General features: G+C 60.7%; 22 protein-coding genes. 16 read left to right on the plus strand and 6 right to left on the minus strand.

The features are described 5' to 3' along the window. The first annotated feature begins 74 nt into the window (after positions 1-74). The 3 genes from J4E00_RS27545 (at position 75) to J4E00_RS27555 (ending at position 4,191) form a co-directional block, all read left to right on the plus strand. Positions 75-1,097, plus strand: coding sequence for an aldo/keto reductase (locus J4E00_RS27545; protein WP_208178576.1), 1,023 nt, complete (start codon positions 75-77; stop codon positions 1,095-1,097). Between the two features lie 295 nt (positions 1,098-1,392). Further along, positions 1,393-3,000 (plus strand): protein adenylyltransferase SelO, encoded by a 1,608-nt coding sequence (locus J4E00_RS27550; RefSeq protein ID WP_208178577.1) that lies wholly within the window; start codon positions 1,393-1,395, stop codon positions 2,998-3,000. A 162-nt stretch (positions 3,001-3,162) separates the two neighbouring features. Continuing rightward, positions 3,163-4,191, plus strand: a complete 1,029-nt coding sequence (locus tag J4E00_RS27555; protein WP_208178578.1) for an aldo/keto reductase — start codon at positions 3,163-3,165, stop codon at positions 4,189-4,191. A gap of 100 nt (positions 4,192-4,291) precedes the next feature. Here J4E00_RS27555 and J4E00_RS27560 read toward each other — a convergent pair whose 3' ends face one another. Further along, the gene (locus tag J4E00_RS27560; RefSeq protein ID WP_208178579.1) at positions 4,292-5,017 is read right to left on the minus strand and encodes a Bax inhibitor-1 family protein; all 726 of its coding nucleotides are present in this window, start codon (positions 5,015-5,017) and stop codon (positions 4,292-4,294) included. Between the two features lie 117 nt (positions 5,018-5,134). On the opposite strand from J4E00_RS27560, the gene J4E00_RS29735 reads away from it, so the two are divergent. From J4E00_RS29735 to J4E00_RS27585, 5 genes are all read left to right on the plus strand, one after another. After that, positions 5,135-6,598, plus strand: a complete 1,464-nt coding sequence (locus J4E00_RS29735; protein ID WP_236050265.1) for a DNA/RNA non-specific endonuclease — start codon at positions 5,135-5,137, stop codon at positions 6,596-6,598. A 74-nt stretch (positions 6,599-6,672) separates the two neighbouring features. Then, the gene (locus J4E00_RS27570) at positions 6,673-7,041 is read left to right on the plus strand and encodes a DoxX-like family protein (protein ID WP_208178580.1); all 369 of its coding nucleotides are present in this window, start codon (positions 6,673-6,675) and stop codon (positions 7,039-7,041) included. A 10-nt stretch (positions 7,042-7,051) separates the two neighbouring features. Further along, positions 7,052-7,792, plus strand: coding sequence for a DUF2071 domain-containing protein (locus J4E00_RS27575; protein WP_208178581.1), 741 nt, complete (start codon positions 7,052-7,054; stop codon positions 7,790-7,792). After that, a complete protein-coding gene (locus J4E00_RS27580; protein ID WP_208178582.1) occupies positions 7,780-8,544 on the plus strand; it encodes a class I SAM-dependent methyltransferase in 765 nt (254 codons plus the stop codon). Before J4E00_RS27575 ends, J4E00_RS27580 begins: the two co-directional genes overlap by 13 nt. Continuing rightward, positions 8,528-8,923 carry a hypothetical protein gene (locus J4E00_RS27585; RefSeq protein ID WP_208178583.1) on the plus strand — a complete coding sequence of 132 codons (396 nt, stop codon included), beginning with the start codon at positions 8,528-8,530 and terminating at the stop codon, positions 8,921-8,923. Before J4E00_RS27580 ends, J4E00_RS27585 begins: the two co-directional genes overlap by 17 nt. 21 nt (positions 8,924-8,944) lie before the next feature. Here J4E00_RS27585 and J4E00_RS27590 read toward each other — a convergent pair whose 3' ends face one another. The 5 genes from J4E00_RS27590 to rsmA form a co-directional block, all read right to left on the minus strand. Beyond that, positions 8,945-9,775 carry an alpha/beta hydrolase gene (locus J4E00_RS27590; RefSeq protein ID WP_208178584.1) on the minus strand — a complete coding sequence of 277 codons (831 nt, stop codon included), beginning with the start codon at positions 9,773-9,775 and terminating at the stop codon, positions 8,945-8,947. A 91-nt stretch (positions 9,776-9,866) separates the two neighbouring features. After that, positions 9,867-10,703, minus strand: a complete 837-nt coding sequence (locus tag J4E00_RS30145) for a nuclease A inhibitor family protein (RefSeq protein WP_208178585.1) — start codon at positions 10,701-10,703, stop codon at positions 9,867-9,869. A 158-nt stretch (positions 10,704-10,861) separates the two neighbouring features. Next, the gene (gene greA / locus J4E00_RS27600) at positions 10,862-11,338 is read right to left on the minus strand and encodes a transcription elongation factor GreA (RefSeq protein WP_208178586.1); all 477 of its coding nucleotides are present in this window, start codon (positions 11,336-11,338) and stop codon (positions 10,862-10,864) included. Between the two features lie 101 nt (positions 11,339-11,439). After that, positions 11,440-12,405: an NAD(P)-dependent oxidoreductase gene (locus J4E00_RS27605; RefSeq protein ID WP_317196684.1), complete on the minus strand. Its 966-nt coding sequence runs from the start codon at positions 12,403-12,405 to the stop codon at positions 11,440-11,442. 15 nt (positions 12,406-12,420) lie between these two features. Further along, entirely contained in the window at positions 12,421-13,254 is an 834-nt protein-coding gene (gene rsmA / locus J4E00_RS27610) for a 16S rRNA (adenine(1518)-N(6)/adenine(1519)-N(6))-dimethyltransferase RsmA (RefSeq protein WP_208178587.1), read from the minus strand. A gap of 144 nt (positions 13,255-13,398) precedes the next feature. Here rsmA and J4E00_RS27615 point away from each other — a divergent pair, with 144 nt between their 5' ends. The 8 genes from J4E00_RS27615 to accB all read left to right on the plus strand — a co-directional run bounded on the left by J4E00_RS27615 (position 13,399) and on the right by accB (position 20,439). Next, on the plus strand, positions 13,399-14,856 hold the full coding sequence (locus J4E00_RS27615) for a leucyl aminopeptidase family protein (protein ID WP_208178588.1): 1,458 nt from the start codon (positions 13,399-13,401) through the stop codon (positions 14,854-14,856). A 149-nt stretch (positions 14,857-15,005) separates the two neighbouring features. Beyond that, positions 15,006-16,040: a 4-hydroxythreonine-4-phosphate dehydrogenase PdxA gene (gene pdxA / locus J4E00_RS27620; RefSeq protein WP_208178589.1), complete on the plus strand. Its 1,035-nt coding sequence runs from the start codon at positions 15,006-15,008 to the stop codon at positions 16,038-16,040. Between the two features lie 105 nt (positions 16,041-16,145). Then, positions 16,146-16,679, plus strand: a complete 534-nt coding sequence (locus J4E00_RS27625) for a YceD family protein (protein ID WP_208178590.1) — start codon at positions 16,146-16,148, stop codon at positions 16,677-16,679. A gap of 68 nt (positions 16,680-16,747) precedes the next feature. Next, on the plus strand, positions 16,748-16,978 hold the full coding sequence (rpmF, locus tag J4E00_RS27630; RefSeq protein WP_208178591.1) for a 50S ribosomal protein L32: 231 nt from the start codon (positions 16,748-16,750) through the stop codon (positions 16,976-16,978). Positions 16,979-17,093: 115 nt separating this feature from the next. Further along, on the plus strand, positions 17,094-18,035 hold the full coding sequence (plsX, locus tag J4E00_RS27635) for a phosphate acyltransferase PlsX (RefSeq protein ID WP_208178592.1): 942 nt from the start codon (positions 17,094-17,096) through the stop codon (positions 18,033-18,035). A 150-nt stretch (positions 18,036-18,185) separates the two neighbouring features. Continuing rightward, entirely contained in the window at positions 18,186-19,187 is a 1,002-nt protein-coding gene (locus tag J4E00_RS27640) for a beta-ketoacyl-ACP synthase III (RefSeq protein ID WP_208178593.1), read from the plus strand. A gap of 106 nt (positions 19,188-19,293) precedes the next feature. Then, positions 19,294-19,857, plus strand: a complete 564-nt coding sequence (efp, locus tag J4E00_RS27645) for an elongation factor P (RefSeq protein ID WP_208178594.1) — start codon at positions 19,294-19,296, stop codon at positions 19,855-19,857. 117 nt (positions 19,858-19,974) lie between these two features. Then, the gene (accB, locus tag J4E00_RS27650; protein ID WP_208178598.1) at positions 19,975-20,439 is read left to right on the plus strand and encodes an acetyl-CoA carboxylase biotin carboxyl carrier protein; all 465 of its coding nucleotides are present in this window, start codon (positions 19,975-19,977) and stop codon (positions 20,437-20,439) included. The last annotated feature ends 39 nt before the right edge of the window (positions 20,440-20,478 follow it).

Below are 20,478 nucleotides of genomic sequence, written 5' to 3' on the forward strand. Positions count from 1 at the left end.
TCGCGCTACAAATCGCTCAACAATCCCCGGATGGCGCGGTTTTGCCTGCACAAACCATCCTTTCCAGACACCTTATGAAATATAACCTCCTGGGCCGGACCGGCCTTAAAGTTTCGGAGCTCTGCCTCGGCACCATGACCTTTGGCAGCGTGGGCGGGCGCTTCGCCGCTATCAACGGCGTAGACCAGGCCGGGGCCGATGCCCTGCTAAAGCGCGCCGTGGAAGCGGGCGTGAACTTCATCGACACGGCCAACATTTACACCGAAGGCCAGTCGGAAGAAATCACCGGCCAGGCCATCCACAACCTGGGTTTGCGGCGCGATTCGCTCATTCTGGCCACCAAAGTGCGGGGCAAAATGGGCGACGGGCCCAACGACGCAGGCCTCACCCGCCAGCACATCATGGCCCAGGTCGAAGGCAGCCTCAAGCGCCTCAAAACCGATTACATCGACCTTTACCAAACCCACTCCTACGACCCGCTCACACCCTTTGAGGAGACCCTGCGCGCCCTCGATGACCTGGTTCGCCAGGGCAAAGTGCGCTACATCGGGGCCAGCAACGTGGCCGCCTGGCAGCTGATGAAGGCGCTGGGCGTTTCGGAGCGCCAGCACCTGGAGCGCTACCAGTCGCTGCAAGCCTACTATACCATTGCGGGCCGCGACCTGGAGCGTGAGCTGGTGCCCCTGCTTCAAGACCAGCAGCTGGGCCTGATGGTGTGGAGTCCTCTGGCCGGTGGCTTCCTCAGCGGCAAGTACACCCGCGAAAATCAGCAAGGCGAGGGCCGCCGCAGCGGCGGCTTTGACTTTCCGCCCGTCAATAAAGAGCTGGCATTCGACATCATCGACCAACTCAAGCCGATGGCCGAGGCCAAAGGCAGCACCGTGGCCACGCTGGCGCTGGCTTGGCTGCTGCACCAGCAAGTGGTGAGCACGGTCATCATCGGGGCTAAGAAAATGGAGCAGCTCGAAGACAACCTCAAAGCCGTCGACGTGCAGTTTACCCCCGAGGAGCTGAAGCAGCTGGACGAGGTAAGCAAGCTCAACGCCGAATACCCCGGCTGGATGCTGGCTATGACCGGCGGCGACCGGCAGGTGTAGTTTGGTCGATTCTGGAAGATTAAAAAGGGCCGCAACCATGTTGCGGCCCTTTTTTTTTAGGCGCGATGGCGCGGGCCTGCGGCCCGTGCCGACTGCTTAGCAGGCCTCTGGCCTGCCCCCATCCAAACGATGTGTTTAGCTGTCGTTCAACGGACGCAGGCCAGAGGCCTGCTAACATAGCCGGCACGGGCCACAGGCCCGCGCCATCAGCTGAAACAGTCATCTTAAACATAAGCTCCTCCAAACTCCCCGGTCTGATTCGCGTTTCCCAGTAGCTAATCAATTTGCCCTCCCGATGGCCACCCTCCCCTTAGAAGAAATCACGTTCACCAATTCCTTCGCCGACGAGCTGCGCGGCGAAACCAACCCCAACCGGGGCTCGCGTCAGGTGCCGGGCTATGCCTACTCCCGCGTGGCCCCCACGCCCGTAGCCGACCCGCACCTGCTGGCCTGGTCCGACGAGTTGGCCGCCACCCTCGGCCTGGCCCACCCACCCGAGCGTGGCCCCGCCGTGGATACCCTCGCCGGCAACCTCGTACTGGGCAGCATGAAGCCCTTTGCGGCGCGCTATGCCGGCCACCAGTTCGGCAACTGGGCCGGGCAGCTGGGCGATGGCCGGGCCATGTCGCTGGGCGAAATAACTGCCCCGGACGGCCGCACCTGGGAATTGCAGTTGAAGGGGGCCGGCCCCACGCCCTACTCCCGCCGCGCCGATGGGCGGGCGGTGCTGCGCTCGTCGCTGCGCGAATTCTTGTGCAGCGAGGCCATGCACTACCTGGGCGTGCCCACCACGCGGGCCCTCAGCCTGGTGGCAACCGGCGACGCGGTGGTGCGCGACATGTTTTATAATGGCAACCAGCGGCCCGAGCCCGGTGCTATTGTGGCGCGAGCAGCGCCGAGCTTCATCCGCTTCGGTAATTTTCAGATGATGGCCGCCACCAATGAGCTGGACAACCTGCGCGCCCTGGCCGACTACACCATCCGCCACCACTACCCGGAGCTGGGCGAGCCCTCGCCGGACGTGTACCTGCGCTGGTACGAGGAAGTATGCCGCCGCACGGCCGTGATGGTGGCCCACTGGATGGCCGTGGGCTTCGTGCACGGCGTGATGAACACCGACAACATGTCCATCCTCGGCCTCACCATTGACTACGGTCCGTACGGCTGGCTGGAGCCCTACGACCCCGACTGGACGCCCAACACCACTGACTTCGGCCACCGCCGGTATGCCTTCGGGCAGCAGCCGCAAATTGCGCTCTGGAACCTGGCGCGCTTGGCCGAAGCCCTCTCGCCCCTCATCCCCCAGCCCAACGACCTGCGCGCCGGCTTCGACGAGTACACCCAAACCCTGGCCGCCACCCGCTACGACATGACGCTGCGTAAGCTTGGCCTCACCCCGCGCAACCTCGCCGCCGACCAGGACTTGCTCAACGACCTGCTCGATGCCCTAACCGAAGCCGGGGCCGACATGACTATTTTCTTCCGTCAGCTCTCGCACGTTGCCCCGGCTCTGCTGGCTGCGCCCGATGCGGAAGCCACCCAGGAAGCCCGGTTCCAGGAGCTGCTGGTGGCCGCGGCCTACACGCCCTTGCCTAATCCAGCCTACGGGCCCTTACTTAACTGGCTGCCCCGCTACCTGGACCGCCTCCGAGAGGAAACCGCCGGGCCGGACGCCATCCGGCAGGGCATGCTGGCCGCCAACCCGAAGTACGTGCTGCGAAATTACCTGGCTCAAAATGCCATCGAGGGGGCTGAGAAAGGCGATTTGAGCTACCTAAACCGCTTGTTTCAGGTGCTGAAAACGCCCTACGATGAGCAGCCTGAGCACGAGGAATTCGCGGCTAAGCGCCCCGATTGGGCCTGGGACATGCCGGGTTGTGCTACGCTCTCGTGCAGCTCATAAAGTAGCGCGAACGTTTAGTTCGCGTCCCTGCGCCGTCAAAGCCACGCTGGCATTGTGCAGGTTTCCGTTGGGGGATGCGAACTAAAGTTTCGCGCTGCTGCCGCCCCAACATTCCCCTAACGGCGCGGTTCCTACCCAACTATTTTCCCCAATCCACCACCTATGGAATACAGACAACTGGGTGCTTCCGGCCTCCAAATCCCCGTTCTCAGCTTTGGCACGGCCACTTTTGGGGGCGGCAACGAATTCTTCAAAGCCTGGGGCAATACCGATGTGGCCGAAGCCCGCCGCCTCGTCGACATCTGCCTGGAAGCCGGCGTCAACCTCTTCGACACCGCCAACGTGTACTCGCGCGGCGTGGCCGAAGAAATTCTCGGCAAAGCTTTGGAAGGCCGCCGCAATGAGGTCCTGATTTCGACCAAAGCCACCTTCCCCATGAGCGATGGGCCGAACGACTTCGGGTCGTCACGCCAGCACCTGCTCAAGGCCTGCGACGACAGCCTGCGCCGCCTCGGCACCGACCACATCGACATCTACCACCTCCACGGCTTCGATGCCCGCACGCCGGTTGAGGAAGCCCTGCGGGCACTCGATGACCTGGTGAGCAGCGGCAAGGTGCGCTACATTGCCTGCTCCAACTTCTCGGGCTGGCACCTGATGAAGTCATTGTCCGTGTCGGAGCGGCACGGCTGGGCGCGCTACGTGGGCCACCAGGTGTATTATTCGCTCATCAACCGTGAGTACGAGTGGGAGCTGATGCCGCTGGGCCAGGACCAGGGCGTGGGTGCCATCATCTGGAGCCCGCTGGCCGGGGGCCGGCTCGGGGGCCGCTACCGGCGCAGCCAGCCCGCCCCGCCCGACAGCCGCCAGCAGCAAGGCGGCGGCCAGGGCCCCGATGTGCCCGACGAATTCCTCTACGGCATCGTGGATGTGCTGGACCAACTAGCCGCCGAAACCGAGAAAACAGTGCCCCAGGTAGCGCTGAACTGGCTGTTGCAGCGCCCCACCGTTACCAGCCTCGTTTTCGGAGCGCGCAACGAGGAGCAGTTGCGCCAGAACCTCGGCGCCGTGGGCTGGAACCTCACGCCCGAGCAGGTTGCCCGCCTCGACGCAGCCAGCGCCACGCCGCCCATCTACCCCTATTGGCACCAGCGCAACTTCCCGATGCTGAAGTCTTCGGTGGTACTATAGAACCGCATGCTCCGCTCAGGATGACTGACAAAACCAATTAACAAAAAGCCCCGCTGGAGATTCCAGCGGGGCTTTTTGTTGCTATGCAATATGCAGCGCTCTACCGCCGGCGGCCGAACAGACGCAGCAGGAACAGGAACAGGTTCACGAAATCGAGGTACAAGATGAGCGCACCCATGATGGAGGCTTTATTGCTCATTTCCTCGCCTTCGGTCACACCCAGCAAAGCCATTTGCTTCAGCTTCTGCGTATCGTAGGCAGTGAGGGCCACAAAGATGAGCACGCCGATAAAGGACGTGACGGTTTCCAGAATTGAGTTATTCAGGAAGATATTCACCACCATGGCCAGCAACAGACCGATAACGGCCATGCTCAGCAGCTTGCCCCAGCCCGAGAGGTCGGCTTTGGTGAAGTAGCCAAAAAGGCTCATGACGCCGAATGTGCCGGCCGTAACAAAAAACGTGGACGCGATGGATGCCGACGTATAGGCCAGGAACACGCAGCTCAGGGTGATGCCATTCAGCACGGCGTAGCCGACGAAAGCGCTCTGCACTTTGCCCAGGCTCCAGTCGAACACGCGGGCCGAGAGGAAGCCGACGATAACCAGCTCGGCGATAATCAACCCGAAAAAGACGAAGGGCGTGCCGAACACAAAGTGTATCAGTTCGGCCGAAGTGGAGGCAAACATGGCGATGCCGGCCGTCAGGCCCAGACCAGCCGCCATCCAGCCGTATACCTGGGCAAAAAAGCGGGATTGAACCTCGGCCGCTTCTTCAGCCGAGATGTACACCGGCTGCTGGCGCGGTGTTAATTGATTTTCTTCCATGACAGAAACAAGATGAAGGGTTGTGAATGGCGTTATACGGGCTAAACTAAGCACCCGCTGGGCTTTTGCAACGCGATTTCGTTTGGGGCACGTTCCCAGCCGCATATCTTCGCCCCTATGCACGCTTCCGCTTACCTCCCGCTTGCTGCGGCTTTCGCCCTACTCGCCTGCTCCCAACAGCCTACCGAAACCCAAACGCCGCCGGCAGCCCGGGCTACTGCCTCGCAGCAACCGGCCAGCAGCCCCTTCCCCGAAACCTTCGAGACTGGCTCGAAAGGCGCTTACGAAGAAGCCGATGAGCCCCTGGCCACCGGGGCCTGGCACTTTCAGGATGCCCTCATCGGCAGCAGTCCGCAGGACCATAAGAACGGGGAGCACGCGGCGCGCCTGCGCAACCTGGGCCGCATTGCCATGCGTTTCGACGCGGCAGCGGGCGTGCGGCGCATCACCATTTCGGCCGCGGCCTATGGCACCGACGGGCCCAGCACCTGGGAGCTGTGGCTGAGCCGCGACGGCGGCCGCACCTACGCCCGCACGGGCGCGCCCATCACCACCAGCGGGCCCCAATTGACGCCGCACGTTTTTGCCGGCGTAGCCAATGAGCCGCTACGGCTGGAAATCCGAAAAACCAGCGGCCCGAAAAACCGGCTCGACATCGACGACATTGTATTGGAAACCGCCGCTGGCGCTGCCAAAACCACCAATACCGGCGTAACGGGCGGCTACTTCGAGAACCGCAACCAGCCGCAGCCAGCGCAAACTACACGTTCCCAACAGCCTGCTACAGGCACTGGAACGGGCATGGCGCAGGACCCCAACGATGCCAACATGGCCTTGGGCAACCCCAGCGGCGCAACCTCCGACCCGGCCAATACCGGCAACTACCTGCTCGTTCACCCCGAATTCAGCATCGGTTACAGCGCCACGCGCGGCATTCCGAACTGGGTGAGCTGGCACATCGACAAAGCCGACCTGGGCCAGGCCCCGCGCCAGAACAACTTCCGCCCCGATGCGGCCCTGCCCCGGCAGTTCTACCAGGTGACCCCCGCCAGCTACGCCCGCTCCGGCTTCGACAAAGGCCACAACTGCCCCAGCGGCGACCGTACCTCCGACCTCGACGCCAACGCCAACACCTTCCTGATGACCAACATGGTGCCCCAGGCCCCCAAAAACAACCAGCAAACCTGGGCCCACCTCGAAGAATACGGCCGCAGTCAGGTCCAGCGCGGCCAGGAAATCTACGTCATCATGGGCAGCTACGGCCGGGGCGGCACCGGCGCCAACGGCTTCGCCACCACTCTCGACCAAGGCCGCGTAACGGTGCCGGCCCGCATCTGGAAAGTCATGGTGCTACTGCCCGACGGCACCAACGACCTCCAGCGCCTCGCCACCGACCCCAGCGTGCGCGTGCTGGCCATCGACACGCCCAACGACAACAACACCATCGACCCGGACTGGAAAAAATACCTGACTTCGGTTGATAAAATCGAAGCCGCCACCGGCCTGGACCTGCTCAGCGCCCTGCCCCGCCCCGTCCAGGCCCGCCTGCAAAAGCTGGTGGATAGCGGACAGGCTCAGTAACTGTAGTGCGAACTTTTCGTTTGCGAATCCACCACCTCTGCTTACGCACGGCCTAAAAGTTCGCGCTACTGCTCATGCACCAGCTTCTTCGCTACCTCATTGCCCTTGTGTGGCTCGCCAATGGCCTGCTTTGCAAGGTGCTGCATTTGGTACCGCGCCACGAAGCCATTGTGGCCCGCATATTGGGGCCGGCGCACGCGGGCGTGCTCACGCGGCTCATCGGGCTGGGCGAAATCGGCATTGCGCTGTGGGTAGCCAGCGAAATCCGGAGCCGCTGGTGCGCGCTGGTCCAAATTGGGCTCATCCTTTCCATGAATACGCTTGAAGCCGTGCTTGCCCCCGATTTATTGCTGTGGGGCCGTGCCAATGCCCTTTTTGCGGTGCTGTTCTGCGTGCTCATCTACTTCCACAGCCTGCGGCCGAACCGGCTTTCGGCCCGCTAAATCATGGCCCATGCTCGCCTGGCTTAAAACCCATCCTTTCGCCGTCGAAGCCTTTTTTGAGCATTCGTTGGTTCTCACGTTTGCAGTACCCCGGGCTGAGCTGGCGGCCCGGCTGCCCGCCCCTCTGGTGCCCGATACTTTTTCTGATGACTGGGGGTTTGTGGCCGTGGCGCTGGTGCAAACGCGACACCTGCGGCCCAAAGGCTTTCCGACCTGGCTGGGGCAGGACTTTTTCCTGCTCGGCTACCGGGCCTTCGTGCGCTACCATTCCCCGGCGGGCAAGCGCCTACGCGGCCTCTACATCCTGCGTTCTGAAACCGACCAGCGCCGCATGACAGCCCTGGGCAACGCCTTCACCCACTACCGCTACCACACCATCGACATCGCGCAGCACGAAGCCAACGGCGCCCGCCGCATCGCGTCGCGCCAGGGCAATTTTCACGTCGAGCTGGCCCCACCGACGGCCGAAGTAGCCTTGCCGGCGGGCTCCCCCTTCGCCACCTGGGCCGAGGCCCGCCGCTTTGCCGGGCCGCTTCCCTTCACGTTTTCCGTCGATGCCGAGGCGGGACAGGTGCTCATTGTGGAAGGCATGCGCGAACACTGGCAGCCCCAGCCGGTAGCAGTGGCCAGCTACCACGTCGGCTTCTTCGAGCAGCTCGGTTTTAGCCAATTGCAACTGGCCAATGCCTTCATGGTACAAGACATCCCCTATTCTTGGAAGAAAGGACGCACCGAGCAATGGCACCACTAAGAACCCCGCTGCAAGGCTTGTGGAACGTGGTCCGGTTCAACTGGCACTTCTACGCCGGGGCCCTGGCGGCTGGGCTGCTGCTGGCCGGTGTGGCTGCGGCGGGCCCACCGGCAGCGCGCCCCTACGCCCTGCTATTGCTGGCCCTCACGCTACTCCCCATGCTGGTCTCGCTGGCGGCCACAGCTTACGTCTACGACTTTGCTGGCCTGTACCGCCTGGATTGGCTGCCCGCCACCATGCCGCCCCAAGCGTCCATCCTCACCCTGAGCGCGGGCTTCGACGAAATCAGTGCGCCGCTGGCGCATCGGTACGCGCCGGCCCACCTGCTGGCGGTCGATTTCTACGACCCAGCCCGCCACACCGAGGTGTCCATTCAGCGGGCGCGCCGGGCCTACCCGGCCTTTCCCGGCACCCTGGCGGTGGATACCCGCAGCACCTTGCCGCTGCCGGCTGGCAGCATCCAGTTGGCCGTAGCCTTTCTGGCAGCCCACGAAATCCGCGACGCGGCCGAACGGGCCGCCTTTTTCCGGGAGCTGAAACGGGTGCTGGCTTCGGATGGCACGCTGGTCGTAACCGAGCACCTGCGCGACCCGGCCAATTTTCTGACTTACACCATTGGCTTCCTGCATTTTCATTCGCGCCGCACCTGGCTGGCCACCTTCCGGGCCGCCGGGCTGCGCGTGGAGCGGGAAGTGAAGACGACGCCCCTCATTACCACGTTTTTTATACGCCCGGATGGTCACGCAGCTTAGGCTTATCGGTTTTCTGCTGGTCATTCTGGCGGTGCTCCACGGGGCGTTTGCCCGCTACTTCAACTGGCGTCAGGAATTTGCCGTGGTCAGCCTCATCAACCGGCAGATGATGTACGTGCACACCTTTTTCGTGGCCTTCGTGGTGCTGCTCATGGGGGCGCTCTGCCTCAGCTCGGCGCCCGAACTGGTGGGCACGGCCCTGGGCCGCCGCGTAGCGCTGGGCTGCGGCATCTTCTGGCTGGCCCGCCTGCTCATCCAGTTCTTTGGCTACTCCACCGAGCTGTGGCGGGGCAAGCGCTTCGAGACGTTCGTGCACATCGTTTTTACCGGCCTCTGGAGCTACCTAAGCGGCGTTTTCCTGCTCATTGGGCTGGGCTGAAAGGCACCTGAACCAGCTAATCTAACTGCGTTTATTAGCCAAAAAGTGGCTCACCTCCCGCACGTACTTGTCGCCGTACTCGGCCTCACTAAGTCGGAAAAAGCCTTCCTGGTGCCCGCCCTCGAAGCAAAGCACCTGCCGCCGCTGGCGTCGCCGGGCTTGCCGCGCCACTACCACTGAATCAGCCAGGGGCGTGTTTTTGTCGGATGTGCCACCCACCAGCAGCCAGGGGCAATTCACGCGGCGTGCTACCAGCGCGTAGTCGGCCGCTTCGGCGGGCAGCGTCACCGTTTTCTGGAAGCGCTGGAATTGCGTAGCCACCAGCTGCTGCGGATTAGCCACGTAGCCTTCGGCAACCAGGAAATCGCACTTGCCCGAAGCCGCCACCTCCGAGCCCATAATGGTGCCCATCGAGAAGCCGATAATGCCCGTGCGACTGCCCGGATAGCGGTGCCGGGCGTCGGCCAGCACCGTGCGCAGGTCAGTTGTGAATTCGGAGTAATAAAGCCACTGCCGGTCGATGGCAAAGTCGCTGCTGTGTCCAAATCCCCGGTAGTCGAACATATATACGCGGTAGCCGCCTTTGCTCAGCGCCTGCGCCTGGTAAATGAAATACGACATGTTATTCATGTCGCCGTAGGCCATCACCATGGTGGTGTGCTGGTCGGGCACATTGGCGGCGGGCTCCACTATCCAGCCGGCCAGTTGGGCCTGGTCGGGAGTGGTGAGGGACGTGCTCTGGTAGCGCAGGCCCAGCGAATCGGGCGTGGCTACCCACTCGCGGCTGGGTTTGAGGGCCCAGGCCCAGGTACTGAGCAGTAAAAAGCAGCTTATGAGTAGCGCACGATACATGAATCCGGAAAGTAAAATGGCGGTAAAAGAATGCCCCTACGGACACGCTTTTACCGCCACTGTTGCAGCTTGCCCTAAAAGTTTAGCGCGCTCAGGTTTCCGTCAGCACCGTTTTGAAGCCGGCCAGGGTACCGTCCAGCATCCGGCCCAGGGCGTAGGCGTGGATTTGCGGGCCCTTGCCCACGCGGTACACCTGCACGCCGTCCAACTCCTGCTTCATAAACATTTGCAGGGCCTTGTAGCGGTTTGAGAGCGCCACGTCGCCAAGCACGCCATCATCGGCGGTGTGGTTGCGCAGGAACTGGGTCAGCTCCACGGTTTCCACGTTGGCATCGGCTGGCTCGCCCAGCAGCTTGAGCAGCGCGGCGTTGCTTAGCTCGCCGCCCGGTGCGGCGTAGGCCACAGCTTCCAGCGGTGCATCCGACTCGCTCAGGAAGTGCAGGCCTTCTACCTGTTTCTTCAATTCCGGCGGCACGGCAGCACCAGAGGCGGCGGGTTTCGCGCCGGCTTTGGTTTCGCTCAGCCCGCTGCCGCCGTCCACTTTGGCAGCAATGGCAGCGGCCAGCTCCTGCATCCGCGCCTCGGGCACTTTTATTTTGGGGTTGGCGAAATTGATGTCCTGCACCGTTTGCAACGGCAGCAAGTGAATATGCGCGTGCGGCACCTCTAGCCCAATGACAGCCACCCCGATGCGCTTGCATGGCACGGCGGCTTTCACACCTTTGGCCACACGCTGCGCAAACACGTGCAACGCAGCCAGTTCATCGGCCGGCAGGTCGAAAATGTAGTCTATTTCCTTCTTGGGAATCACCAGCACGTGGCCTTCCACCAGCGGCGTGATGTCGAGAAATGCCAGGTGGCGGCCGTCTTCGGCCACTTTATAGGCCGGCAGCTCGCCGGAAACAATGCGCGAGAAAATCGAAGGCATGGGAGTTGGTGCTTGGATGTTAGTGCTTGGTGCATGGTTTCATGCGACACAAATAACGGCCTTTCGCGGAAAGCAGCACAAAAAAGGGCAGCCCCTTTCGGAACTGCCCTTCAGGCAAAATGCCAGGCACCAACAACTAAGCACCAAGCACCAAATAGCTAGCGCGAAATCTCCAGAATCTCGAACTGCAGCTTGCCAGCGGGCACTGTGATTTCGGCCATATCGCCGGCCGATTTGCCCAGCAGGCCTTTGCCAATCGGCGATTTCACCGAGATTTTACCGGCGGCCAAGTTGGCTTCCTCCTCGGCCACCAGGGTGTAGTTCAGCACCATGTTGTTTTTCAGGTTCTTCAGCTTCACCTTGCTCATGATGAGGACCTTGCTGAAGTCCATATTGGTTTCATCGATGAGGCGGGCATTGCCCATCACCTCTTCGAGCTTGGAAATTTTCAACTCGAGCAGTCCCTGTGCATCCTTGGCGGCGTCGTATTCGGCGTTCTCGCTCAGGTCGCCCTTGTCGCGGGCTTCGCGCAGGTCTTCGGCGGCTTTGGCCCGGCCCCGGATTTTGAGGTCCTGGAGCTCGTCCTTCAGTTTTTGCAGGCCTTCGGCGGTGTAATAATTGATGGTGCTGGCCATAAAAGTAGATGCTTGACGGTTTGGCTAAAAAGCAAGGAGAACGGCTGGCACTGCCAACCGTTCTCCCTTCTTAGGTTCGCTACAAAGATACGCAAAACGAATTAGCTCCCCGCTATTCCGCTCAACTCCCCGGCCCGAAACGCCCGAATCTTCTCCGCCAGCACTTCGTTGATGCGTACGTAACTCTGGTGCGTCCAGCCGCCCACGTGCGGCGTGAGCACCACGTTGGGCGCCGCTTTCAGGAAATCGAAGTTGGCCTGCTGGGCGGGTGTCAGGGTCGTCAATTTCTCATTGTCGAGCACATCGAGGGCCGCGCCGCGCACATGGTCGCTACGTAGGCTCGCCACCAGCGCCGTATGGTTGAGCACCTCGCCCCGGGCCGTGTTCAGCACCCAAATCGGTTGGGCAAAGCCCGCCAGCACTGCCTCATTCACGAAATGATGGTTGGCGGCCGAATACGGGATATGCAGGCTCAGCACTTGGGCGCGGGCCTGCAATTCGGCCAGCGACACCAGCTTGGCGTTGCCGTCAGCCGATACGGCCGGGTCACTGTCGTGCGCCAGCACCGTGCAGCCAAAGGCACTCAACCGCCGCGCAAAGGCCCGGCCCATGTGCCCGTAGCCCAGCAGCCCAACGGTCTTGCCCCCAATTTCTTCGCCGCGGTTAGCCTCGCGTTTCCACTGGCCCTCACGTACCTCGCCGTCGGCCCGCACAATGTTGCGGAACAGCGCCAGCAGCAGCCCCACGGCAAACTCCCCCACCGCGTCGCGGTTGCCCTCCGGCGCATTGAGCAGCGTGACGCCGGCCGCCGCCATCGCGGCCTCGTCAATGTTGTCGACGCCGGCCCCGGCCCGGGCCACGTAGCGTAATTGCGGGCCTTGGGCCAGCAGTTCGGCCGTCACGCGCAGCTTGCTCCGCACCATCAGGCCCTCGTAGGGCTGGGCGGCCAGTGCGGCGGGTACTTCGGCAGCAGTAAGAGTAGGTTGATAGTCGCCTACTACACCGATGCGTTCCAGCATGGCGTGCAGCGAGGGGTGCATTTCGTCAATTATCAGGCAGGTGTTCACTGTTCAGAAGCTGAATTATTCGGCAATGTCGCTCACGTCCAAATCCGGCAGGCTGGCGCTGCCACCCGCCATGTGCTGCCCCACGTGCCGCGTCAGCTTCACGAATTCGGCCACGCCCAATTGCTCGGCGCGCTTTTCAAAAATGGCATCCGTGGTAGCCTCAGCGGGCATGCCAAACGGCCTCAGAGCATTGCGCAGCGTCTTGCGGCGCGTCTGGAAGGCCTGCTTCACCACCCGGAAAAACAGCTTCTCGTCGCAGTCCAGCTGCAGGGTGCTATTGCGCGTGAGGCGTACCACGGCCGACTCCACCTTGGGTGGCGGCACAAACACGTGCGGCGGCACGGTAAACAGGTAGTCAATGGTATAAAAGGCCTGAAGCAGCACGCTCAGGATGCCGTAGGTTTTCGAGCCGGGTGGCTCGGCCAGGCGCTGGGCCACCTCTTTCTGAATCATGCCCACCACCTCGCGCACCTGCTGCCGGTTGTTGAGCACGGCAAAAAATATCTGGCTGCTGATGTTGTAGGGGAAGTTGCCGATGATGGCCAGCGGCTGGTCCGGAAACATCACGCCCAGGTTCTGCTTCAGAAAATCGGTGGCATAAATCCGGTCGGCCAGCGCCGGGTAATGCACCTTCAGGTAGGCTACCGACTCGGTATCAATCTCCACCACGCTGGTTTCATACGCGGGGTTTTGCAGCAAATACTGCGTGAGCACGCCCATGCCCGGCCCGATTTCCAACACCTGGCGCACGCCATCGGGCAGTTGCAGGGCGCCTACGATGTTGCGGGCAATATTGGGGTCGGCCAAAAAGTGCTGGCCGAGGTGTTTTTTGGGGCGAACAGTATTCACAAGCAGTACGGTGAGGTGATAAAATGGTGAGGTGGTGAGCTTGATGAAAGGGCCTTGCCGGGGGAGCCGGAAACTCACCATCTCGCCATTTCATCACCTCACCTCTACCTTGCGGCCTCAAATCTACGGCCTTCATCCCCGCTCATGTCTTTAGCTCTTGCTCACGCGGCCGCCGCGCCGGCCCAGTCCACGCAGGTTTTCATCCTGCCCCACGGTACTACCGTCCTGTCCGATGCTACCGCCGGCGACCTTACGCCCGCCGCCCGACACTATGTTGAGTCCGCACTGGCCGATGACCAGAAGCTCGTGCACCTCAATCACTTCAGCCACCACCACTACTTCGTGGTGCTGGCCGATAAGCCCACGCCCGGGCAGGTAGCCGAAGCCTTACGCCGTAGCGGCCATACCCTGCACGGCCTGCTGAAAGCCGAGAAAGTGAGCGACGTTTTCATTCAGAATGAAAGCGCGATGCCTGATGCCACCCTGCTCCTCACCGAAGGGCTGGCCCTGAGCGCCTACCAATTCGAAGGCTACAAAACCGACGAGAAATCGCGCAAAGCCGCCTCGCTCACCAACGTTTACATAGTAGGCAAAGGCGCTACCGTGGCCCAAATTACGGAGCTCGAAGGTCTGCTGGAAGGCGTATTTCTGGCCCGCGACTTGGTAAACGCCCCGCTTAACAAGCTCAATGCCGTGCAGTTTGCTGAGCGTATGGCCGAAGCTGGCGACCAGGCCGGCTATACAACCGACATCCTCGACCTGGCCAAAATCGAAGCCCTACGCATGGGCGGCCTGCTCGCCGTCAACCTCGGCTCGCCCGAGCCGCCCACCTTCAGCATCCTCGAATACAAGCCCGCCAATCCCAAAAACGAGAAGCCTTATGTCCTCGTCGGCAAAGGGGTAGTGTTTGATACCGGCGGCCTCAGCCTCAAGCCCACGCCCAACAGCATGGACATGATGAAGTGCGACATGGCCGGCGGCGCGGCCGTAGCCGGCACCCTCTTCGCGCTGGCCAAAAACAACGTTCCGCTGCACGTCATCGGCCTCGTGCCAGCCACCGACAACCGTCCCGGCGGCCTCGCCTTCGCCCCCGGCGATGTCCTCACCATGCACAGCGGCCTAACGGTGGAAGTGCGCAACACCGACGCCGAAGGTCGCCTGCTCTTGGCCGATGCACTAAGCTTCGCCAAAAAGTACGACCCTGAGCTGGTTATCGACCTCGCCACCCTCACCGGTGCTGCCGTGCGTGCCCTCAGCACCGAAGCCAGCGCCTCGATGGGCACCGCCACCCCGGAAACCTTCCAGAAACTCTCTAAAGCCGGCTACGCTGTGCACGAGCGCCTCGTAGAATTTCCGCTCTGGGACGAGTACGCCGAGCACATCAAGTCCGACATTGCCGACCTCAACAACCTCGGCAAAGGCGAAGCCGGCCACATCTCGGCTGGTAAATTCCTGGAGCGTTTCGCCACCGGCTACCCCTGGATTCACCTCGACATTGCCGGTCCCGCCTTCCTCACGGCCCCCGAAAGCTACCGTGGCAAAGGCGGAACCGGCACCGGCGTGCGCCTGCTGTATGAGTTTCTGACCAAACAACTTTCCTAGTAAATTCAAGAACGTCATGCTGTGCGGAGCGTAGCGGAGTCGGAGCATCTCTACCACTTCGTTGCCATCAGTAGTGAATATAGTATTGAGGTAGAGATGCTTCGACTTTGCTGCGCGCCGCTCAGCATGACTGTTTCTTAACTATAACAATGCCCCACCAACTCCCCCGACTCGGTTTTTCCGTAGGCGACCTCGCCGGTATCGGCCCCGAAGTCATTTATAAAACCCTGCTCGATGAGCGCCTACTGAAAATTTGTACGCCAGTAGTTTACGGCACCGCCACCGCACTATTCGATGACTTCCCGACGCCACCCGACGCCGAGCACCTCACCTTCCGCCAATTGCGCGACGCGGCCGACATTGCTCCTGGCCGCCTGAATGCCGTAACCTGCTGGGAGGAGGATTTTACCCTAGCCCCCGGCCAGCCCTCCCCCGCCACCGGCGCAGCCGCCCGCGAAAGCCTGCTCTGCGCCGCCCGCGACCTCAAAGCCGGCAAGCTCGATGCCATCGTCACGGCGCCCATCAGCAAGGACAATACCCAGGCCGACAACTTCCGCTACCCTGGCCACACCGAGTTTCTCACCAGCTTCTTCGAGGCCCCCGAGAGCCTAATGTTTCTGGTAGATGAGGATGCCGGGCTGCGCATTGCCACCGTCACCGGCCATGTACCGCTAAAGGATGTGCCCGCACGCCTCACGCGGGAGTTGCTCCGCACTAAAATTACGCTTCTCCTCAAGTCGCTGAAGCAGGATTTCGGTATTCTGAAACCGCGCATTGCCGTGCTGGGCCTCAATCCCCACGCCGGCGAAAACGGCCTGCTGGGCAGTGAGGAAGGCGACCTGGTTTCACCCGTTATCCAGCAGTTCGTGCAGGACGGCCACCTCGTATTGGGCCCCTTCCCGGCCGACGGCTACTTCGGCACCCAGCAGTTTCGGCAGTTCGACGCCACCCTGGCGCTTTACCACGACCAGGGTCTGATTCCATTTAAACTCATGGCCTTCGAGCGGGGGGTGAACTTCACAGCGGGCCTGCCAGTGGTGCGCACCTCGCCCGACCATGGCACGGCCTACGGCATCGCCGGCCAGTACCGGGCCGATGAATCGTCGTTTCGGGCAGCCGTTTACCTGGCTTGTGAGGTGTGGAAACAACGTTGGAAAAATGCGCAGCCGCGCTCGGCTCGATAGCGTTTAGAACAATTATTAGAGAGCCTTATCGCAGAGAAAGTTGGCCACTGTTTTTGGCAAAAAGCCGAAATTTCACTACTTTTGCCCCCTGCTATCCAGCCGACCGTGAAAAAAGAAAGCAAATACGACCTCAACCTAGCTAAGCTGGCGCTGAAAACGCACCATTTTGAGTTTGAACTGGGGCCCGAGTTCTTTGCCTTGTTCGACCAACCATTGGTGGAACAAGGCCAGCTCCACGCCGACGTGGAGTTGCTGAAAACCGAGCGCCTGCTCACCCTGAACTTCCACATCACCGGCACCGTCCGCCTGATTTGCGACCGCAGCCTCGACGAGTTCGACCAGCCGCTTGACATCGAAGAACAACTGCTGGTGCGCTTTGGAGACGAGAATAAGGAGCTGGACGACAACGTGCTGCAAATCACGCCTGAGACCCAGAACTTGCCCCTGGCGCAGCACCTCTACGACTACATCGGCCTGGCCCTGCCCATGAAGAAGCTGCACCCGCGCTTCCAGAATGAGGACGACGACAACCCTGATGCTCCCACCAAGCTCATCTTCAGCACCCGTCCTGCCGATGATGCCCCCGATGACGACGAGCCAGCCGACCCCCGTTGGGCAGCGCTTCGCAACCTGAATTAATCCGTCAGCGCCCCGAGTCGCTCCCCCACTCATTACTCAAAATTCAAAACTCATAATTTACCGTAACCATGGCTCATCCTAAGCGCCGCACCTCTTCCGCCGTCCGCGACAAGCGTCGTACCCACTACAAACTGACCCCTAAGGCGGTGACTCTCTGCCCCAACACGGGCGAGCTGCACCTCCGTCACAAAGCCTACGTGGTGGACGGCGACCTGTATCACAATGGCCAGCTGGCTATCAAAAACTACTCAAAAGTGAGTGCTGCGCCCGCCGCTGATGCGGCTGGTGACGACGAATAGCGCGTCAGGTTGTTACTTCGCGGTACCACACGGTCCGGCTTCGCTCCTTTTTTAAGCCAGCGGGGCCGGACTTGTGGTTCCTACACTCTCTCCTGACTTCCCAAACACCTCGTTCATGAAAATAGCCCTCGACGCAATGGGCGGCGATTTCGCCCCCCAAGCCGCCGTGGCGGGTGCCCTGCTAGCCGCTGAACAACTAGCTGGCCGGGCCACCATCGTCCTCATTGGCCTGGAAGACGCCGTGCGCCCCTTGTTGCAAGCAGCTGGTGCAGCCGGCGCGGCCCTCGAATTTGTTCCTGCGTCGCAGATTATCGACATGGGCGAACACCCCGCTAAAGCCTTTCAGCAAAAGCCGGATTCGAGCATTGCTGTGGGCTACAAAATGCTGCTGGCCGGTGAGGTTGATGCGTTTTGCTCGGCTGGCAACACCGGGGCCATGCTGGTGGGCGCCATGTTTACGGTGAAAGCTGTGCCCGGTGTGATGCGCCCGGCTATTGCCAACTTCCTGCCTAAGATGGGCAGTAATTTCGGTATCCTACTCGACGTAGGTGCCAACGCTGAATGCAAGCCCGAGATGCTGGAGCAGTTCGGCGAGCTGGGTTCGCTGTATGCGCAACACGTGCTCGGCATTGCCAACCCACAGGTAGGGCTAATGAATCTGGGGGAAGAAGAAGGCAAGGGCACGCCCATCACGCAAGCGGCGCACCAGCTGCTGAAGGTCAACCCACACATTAAGTTCGTAGGTAATATCGAAGGGCGCGACCTGTTTAATGATAAAGCCGACGTGATTGTATGCGACGGCTTCACGGGCAACGTCATCCTGAAAATGGCTGAATCGATTTACGATGTGATGGAAGAAAAATCCATTCACGACCCGTTCTTCGACAAGTTCAACTACGAGGCAGTGGGCGGCTCGCCCATCCTGGGCATCAACGACAATGCCATTATCGGACACGGCCGCAGCACTCCGCGTGCCATCGGCAATATGCTGGTCCAGGGCTACAACATGGCCGATTCCGGTATTGTTGACCAAATAAAGGCTACTTTTAAGTCGTAAACGCTGCTAGCGGCGGCGGAAAACTTCCGGCTCCGGCCGGATTTTTTTTAGACGCTGGCCTGCTCATTTTCCGGTGCCTACGATGCCCTGCTTTGGGTCATTTGCGGTGCTAATTCCCATTTCTCGCCTGCCCCGCCTACTTTTGCCCGTATGAAGATTACTGCTGCCATCACCGGCGTGGGTGCCTATGTGCCCGAATACGTACTAACTAATGCCGAGCTTGAAAAGCTAGTAGACACCACCGATGAGTGGATTATGTCCCGAACCGGTATCCGGGAGCGGCGCATTTTGAAAGGTGAAGACCAGGGCTCGTCCGTAATGGGCATCAAAGCGGTGCAGAACCTGCTGGATAAAACCGGGACTGATGCCAAAGATATTGAGCTGATTATCTGTGCTACTGTGACGCCCGACATGTTGTTTCCGGCTACCGGCAACATTATTTCCAATGGCGTGGGCGCCATCAATGCGTTTAGCTACGACATGAACGCGGCCTGCTCCAGCTTCCTGTATGCGCTGGCTACGGGTGCGCAGTTCATCCAGGCGGGCACCTACAAGAAGGTGATTATTGTGGGGGCCGATAAGATGTCGGCCATCGTGGATTACACAGACCGCGCCAACTGCATTCTTTTTGGTGATGGCGCCGCGGCGGTGCTACTCGAACCCAGCACCGACGGCTTCGGCGTGCTGGATATGGTGCTGCGTACCGATGGCAGCGGCGAGCCTTATCTGCACCAGAAGGCCGGGGGCAGCCGCCGCCCGCCTACGTACGAAACCATCGACCGCAAGGAGCACTACATCTACCAGGAAGGCGCTACGGTATTCAAGTTTGCCGTGAAGAGCATGGCTGATGTAGCCGCCCAAGTGATGGAGCGCAACCACCTGAACAACGACGACGTGGCTTGGCTGGTGCCCCACCAGGCCAACAAGCGCATTATTGACGCTACCGCCAACCGCATGGGCGTGGGCCCGGAGAAAGTGATGCTGAACATTGACCGCTATGGCAATACCACCAGCGCCACCATCCCGCTGTGCCTTGCCGACTATGAAGGCCAGCTGCGCCGCGGCGACAACTTGGTGCTGGCAGCTTTCGGTGGTGGTTTCACCTGGGGCTCCATCTACCTGAAATGGGCGTATGATGGGTCGCTTCGCTAAATGTTAAACTTTGAGTGTTGAGTTTTGAGTGGATTTTCCACGCGCGGCTATCTGCTGGCAGCAATCAATAATTCAACCCTCAACTCTTAAAACTCAAAATTCCCTCATGGCATCAACCGCCGACTTCCGCAACGGCCTCGTTCTCAACTACAACAACGAGCTGCACGTCATCACCGAGTTTCAGCATGTGAAGCCCGGTAAAGGCCCCGCTTTTGTGCGCACCAAAATGCGCAACATCAAAACCGGCCGTACCATCGATAACACCTTCAACGCGGGTGTGAAAGTGGAAACGGCTCGCGTGGAGCAGCGTCCTCACCAGTTCCTCTACAAAGACGACTACGGCTACAATTTCATGGACAATTCGACCTTCGAGCAGGTAGTACTGCCCGAGGCGATGGTGCCCTTCGCCGACATTATGAAGGAAGGCCAGGAAGTGACCATCCTCATGCATGCCGAAACCGAGCAGCCCCTGACTGCCGAACTGCCCACTACCGTGGACCTGGTGGTGACGTACACCGAGCCCGGCTTGCGCGGCGACACTGCCACCAATACGCTGAAACCCGCCACGGTGGAAACGGGCGCCCGCATCCAGGTGCCGCTGTTCATTGATGTGGACACCAAAATCCGCATTAAAACCAGCGACTATAGCTACGTTGAGCGCGTGAAATAAAGCATCAATTAGCTGCTAGCTTACAGCTGTTAGCTATTCGCTGACGGTCAATTAGAAGCTAGCAGCCAACAGCTAATAGCCACATATATGTCAAACTCGCCCAAAAAGGACGCTGCCATGAAAGCCAAAGAACTCCAGGAGCTGCTCGATTTTATCGCCAAGTCGGGCCTCAACAAGGTCAATATTGAAACCGAAGAATTTAAAATCTCGGTGCAGCGTGACCCCAACACCAAGCATGTATTCAGCGCGGCTGCACCAGCAGCCCCGGCAGCTGCACCGGTAGCCGCCGCTGCTCCTGCCCATACGGCTCCGACAGTTGCGCCGGCCGCCGAAGCTTCGGCAGCCAGCAATAAGGCGCTGAAAGCTCCGATGATTGGCACTTTCTACCGCAGCAGCGGGCCCGACGCGCCGGCTTTCGTGCAGGTGGGCGATATGGTTGAAAAGGGCCAGGTTATCTGTATTATCGAGGCCATGAAGCTGTTCAATGAGATTGAAGCCGAAGAAAGCGGCCGCATCGTGAAGGCACTGGTGGAGAATGCTACGCCGGTAGAATACGACCAGCCGCTGTTTTTGATTGAGTAGTTAACCGGCACCTTTGTAGGGGCGGGGCTTGTCCCCGCC

The organism is Hymenobacter negativus, assembly GCF_017571495.1.
GTDB classification, from domain to species: domain Bacteria; phylum Bacteroidota; class Bacteroidia; order Cytophagales; family Hymenobacteraceae; genus Hymenobacter; species Hymenobacter negativus.

Bases quoted from the DNA above. Each gene is read 5' to 3' on its own strand.
- J4E00_RS27545 (WP_208178576.1), top strand. From the start codon at position 75: ATGAAATATAACCTCCTGGGCCGGACCGGCCTTAAAGTTTCGGAGCTC.
- J4E00_RS27575 (WP_208178581.1), top strand. From the start codon at position 7,052: ATGCTCGCCTGGCTTAAAACCCATCCTTTCGCCGTCGAAGCCTTTTTT.
- plsX (WP_208178592.1), top strand. From the start codon at position 17,094: ATGAAAATAGCCCTCGACGCAATGGGCGGCGATTTCGCCCCCCAAGCC.
- J4E00_RS27590 (WP_208178584.1), bottom strand. From the start codon at position 9,775: ATGTATCGTGCGCTACTCATAAGCTGCTTTTTACTGCTCAGTACCTGG.
- J4E00_RS27560 (WP_208178579.1), bottom strand. From the start codon at position 5,017: ATGGAAGAAAATCAATTAACACCGCGCCAGCAGCCGGTGTACATCTCG.
- J4E00_RS27570 (WP_208178580.1), top strand. From the start codon at position 6,673: ATGCACCAGCTTCTTCGCTACCTCATTGCCCTTGTGTGGCTCGCCAAT.
- greA (WP_208178586.1), bottom strand. From the start codon at position 11,338: ATGGCCAGCACCATCAATTATTACACCGCCGAAGGCCTGCAAAAACTG.
- accB (WP_208178598.1), top strand. From the start codon at position 19,975: ATGAAAGCCAAAGAACTCCAGGAGCTGCTCGATTTTATCGCCAAGTCG.
- pdxA (WP_208178589.1), top strand. From the start codon at position 15,006: ATGCCCCACCAACTCCCCCGACTCGGTTTTTCCGTAGGCGACCTCGCC.
- J4E00_RS27580 (WP_208178582.1), top strand. From the start codon at position 7,780: ATGGCACCACTAAGAACCCCGCTGCAAGGCTTGTGGAACGTGGTCCGG.
- J4E00_RS27585 (WP_208178583.1), top strand. From the start codon at position 8,528: ATGGTCACGCAGCTTAGGCTTATCGGTTTTCTGCTGGTCATTCTGGCG.
- J4E00_RS27550 (WP_208178577.1), top strand. From the start codon at position 1,393: ATGGCCACCCTCCCCTTAGAAGAAATCACGTTCACCAATTCCTTCGCC.
- J4E00_RS29735 (WP_236050265.1), top strand. From the start codon at position 5,135: ATGCACGCTTCCGCTTACCTCCCGCTTGCTGCGGCTTTCGCCCTACTC.
- rpmF (WP_208178591.1), top strand. From the start codon at position 16,748: ATGGCTCATCCTAAGCGCCGCACCTCTTCCGCCGTCCGCGACAAGCGT.
- J4E00_RS27615 (WP_208178588.1), top strand. From the start codon at position 13,399: ATGTCTTTAGCTCTTGCTCACGCGGCCGCCGCGCCGGCCCAGTCCACG.
- efp (WP_208178594.1), top strand. From the start codon at position 19,294: ATGGCATCAACCGCCGACTTCCGCAACGGCCTCGTTCTCAACTACAAC.
- J4E00_RS27640 (WP_208178593.1), top strand. From the start codon at position 18,186: ATGAAGATTACTGCTGCCATCACCGGCGTGGGTGCCTATGTGCCCGAA.
- J4E00_RS30145 (WP_208178585.1), bottom strand. From the start codon at position 10,703: ATGCCTTCGATTTTCTCGCGCATTGTTTCCGGCGAGCTGCCGGCCTAT.
- J4E00_RS27555 (WP_208178578.1), top strand. From the start codon at position 3,163: ATGGAATACAGACAACTGGGTGCTTCCGGCCTCCAAATCCCCGTTCTC.